The 2,462-nt window shown below is 59.1% G+C and carries 3 protein-coding genes; 1 reads left to right on the top strand and 2 read right to left on the bottom strand.

Annotated features, from left to right (window positions below):
• Position 1: 1 nt before the first annotated feature.
• Positions 2-1,510 (bottom strand): 5-carboxymethyl-2-hydroxymuconate semialdehyde dehydrogenase, encoded by a 1,509-nt coding sequence (gene hpaE / locus ACR0ES_RS20100; RefSeq protein WP_480774593.1) that lies wholly within the window; start codon positions 1,508-1,510, stop codon positions 2-4.
• A 3-nt stretch (positions 1,511-1,513) separates the two neighbouring features.
• The gene (locus tag ACR0ES_RS20095) at positions 1,514-1,912 is read right to left on the bottom strand and encodes a 5-carboxymethyl-2-hydroxymuconate Delta-isomerase (RefSeq protein WP_267365252.1); all 399 of its coding nucleotides are present in this window, start codon (positions 1,910-1,912) and stop codon (positions 1,514-1,516) included.
• A 107-nt stretch (positions 1,913-2,019) separates the two neighbouring features.
• Between ACR0ES_RS20095 and hpaR the strand changes: the two genes are divergently transcribed.
• The gene (gene hpaR, locus ACR0ES_RS20090) at positions 2,020-2,460 is read left to right on the top strand and encodes a homoprotocatechuate degradation operon regulator HpaR (protein ID WP_480492848.1); all 441 of its coding nucleotides are present in this window, start codon (positions 2,020-2,022) and stop codon (positions 2,458-2,460) included.
• Positions 2,461-2,462 lie beyond the last annotated feature (2 nt).

Raw genomic sequence — 2,462 nt, 5'->3', positions numbered from 1 at the left:
TTCACTTCCCCAGCTGCATGATGTTGTGATTTCCGGTTGCGAAGCCGACGTGTTTTTGTTCCATGTAGAACTCGAAGCTCCAGTTGCCGCCGTCGCGGCCGATACCGGAAGCCTTGACGCCGCCGAACGGGGTGGGCAGGTGGCGGACGTTTTCCGAGTTCACCCAGATCATCCCGGCTTCAAGCTTGTCGGTGAACCGCAAGGCGCGGGTCAGGTCATTGGTCCAGACATAGCCGGTCAGACCGTATGGTGTGTCGTTGGCAATCTGCAGCGCCTCGTCCTCGGTCGAGAACGGGATCGAGGTCAGAACCGGGCCGAATATCTCTTCGCGCGCGATACGCATCTGGTTATTGGCATCGGTAAACAGGGTTGGGCGAATGAAGTACCCTGTGTCGCCCACCTTGACACCTCCGGCGGCGACAGTCGCACCGTCTTCCTTGGCGATGTCAAAATAGGAAGTCACCTTGTTATAATGCTCCTCGGTCACCAGGGGCCCGATCTCGGTCGCAGGATCCAGCGGATGACCGACCTTGATGGTGTTGACCCGCTCGATCAGCTTTGCCTCGAACGCGTCCTTGATGGTGTCCTGCACCAGCAGGCGCGAGGATGACGTGCAGCGCTCGCCATTGATCGAGTAGATCATGAAGATCACCGCATCCAGCGCCCGGTCGAGATCGGCGTCGTCGAACACAACAACCGGGTTCTTGCCGCCCAGTTCCAGATGCATCCGCTTGAGCGTATCGGCACCTTGTTTGGTGATGATGCTGCCGGTGCGGCTTTCACCGACAAAGGCGATCGCCTTGATCAACGGATGCTCCGTCAACGCCTTACCCGCATCGGGGCCGAACCCGTTCACGGTGTTCAGCACACCCTTGGGCAGCCCGGCCTCTTCGGCGATCTCCACCAGCAGGCGAGCGGACAGCGGAGAATCTTCGGCCGGTTTGTGAACCACAGTGCACCCGGCAGCCAAAGCAGGTGCGATCTTCCATGTCGACAGCATGAACGGCGTGTTCCACGGCGTGATCACCCCCACCGGACCAATCGGAACGCGCGTGGTGATGTTCATCAGGGTCGGCGACTTAAGGTGCTGACCGTCCCGCGCCTGGACCACCTGATCCGCGAAATACCGGAAATTCTCGGCCCCCCGCAGCGCGGCCTTGGACATAAAGCGCAGGGTCTGGCCGGTGTCCCAGCATTCACACAGCGCAATTTCCTCGGCACGGGCCTCGATCGCATCGGCAACGTTCAGCAAGATGCGGCGCCGCTCGGTGGCAGGCATGTCGCGCCAATCGGCAAATGCGGCGTGGGCGGCATTGGCGGCAGCGTCGATATCATCGGCTGTGCCATGGGCGACATCGCAGATCACCGACCTGTCAACCGGGGAGGTGGATTGGAACACCCCTGCGGAACCGTCGCGATCTTCGCCCGCGATCCGGTTCTTGATGCCGGTTTCCTTAAACCGGGTCAGAAAGCCCGCCAGCTTCTCGATATTCGTATCCAGTGCGCTCATGGATCAGGTCTCCTGGTTGGTCGCGCCCAAATGGTCCCGGATCGTGCCGGTCTTGGGCGAAAGGTCTGGGTCAATGTCACGCATCTCAAGCGAGAGCGCGATGGAATGTCCGGCGAAGGCGGGGGACAGATAGGCCTCAACCGCCTCAAAAATGCGCTGCGTGGCGTCCCGTTTGACATCCGCAGCCCGGCCAGCGCGCAGGCGGATCGAGATATCGATAAACCCATGCGCCGGATTGCCGTCCGCGATGGCATAGTGATCGACCCGCGTGGCCCGGACACGAATACCGGGCAGGGGAAATGTCTTGATCCCGGCAGCCGTGGCCCGGATGCATTCGCACAAGCCACTCATATCGATCCTGTCCTCCAGATTGCCGGAATACTCGACGTGAAAATGTGGCATGTGCTCCCCTCCAATGGTAAACATGTTTAGTAAATTGGAGCCCCCGCTGTCAAGAACTTGCTTTGTTAATCTTTGCATCTTTTGACTCTGCGAATTAGAAGACTGTCATGAGTGAACAAAGCCACACCAAGAACACCTCGCGCGCCCTTCCGATTGCCTTGCTGCGCGCACGCGAAACCGTCATGGCCCCCATCCGGGACATGCTGCAGGGGATACAACTGACCGAGCAGAAATGGCGCATCCTGCGCGTGCTGGACGAGTTGGGTGAAGTGGAGCAAAGCTCGATTGCCAAAGAGGCCTGCCTGCTGTTGCCAAGCCTCACCCGCATCCTGCGCACGATGGAAGCAGAAGGCCAAATATCACGCCGCCAGGACAGCCACGACAAACGACGCACAATGGTGAAGATCACAAACGAAGGACGAAACATCCTCGCCGAAAACCTCGGAACCTCTCTCCAGATCTACCAAAGCATCGAAAAACAAATGGGACGAGAAAAACTCAACCAACTCCTCGACCTGCTCGAAGAACTACAAGCCGTCAAAGTCTGACC

The organism is Ruegeria sp. N7, from assembly GCF_056531345.1.
The sequence above is the reverse complement of the archived record's forward strand: the minus strand, read 5'-3'. Positions and strand labels throughout refer to the sequence as shown.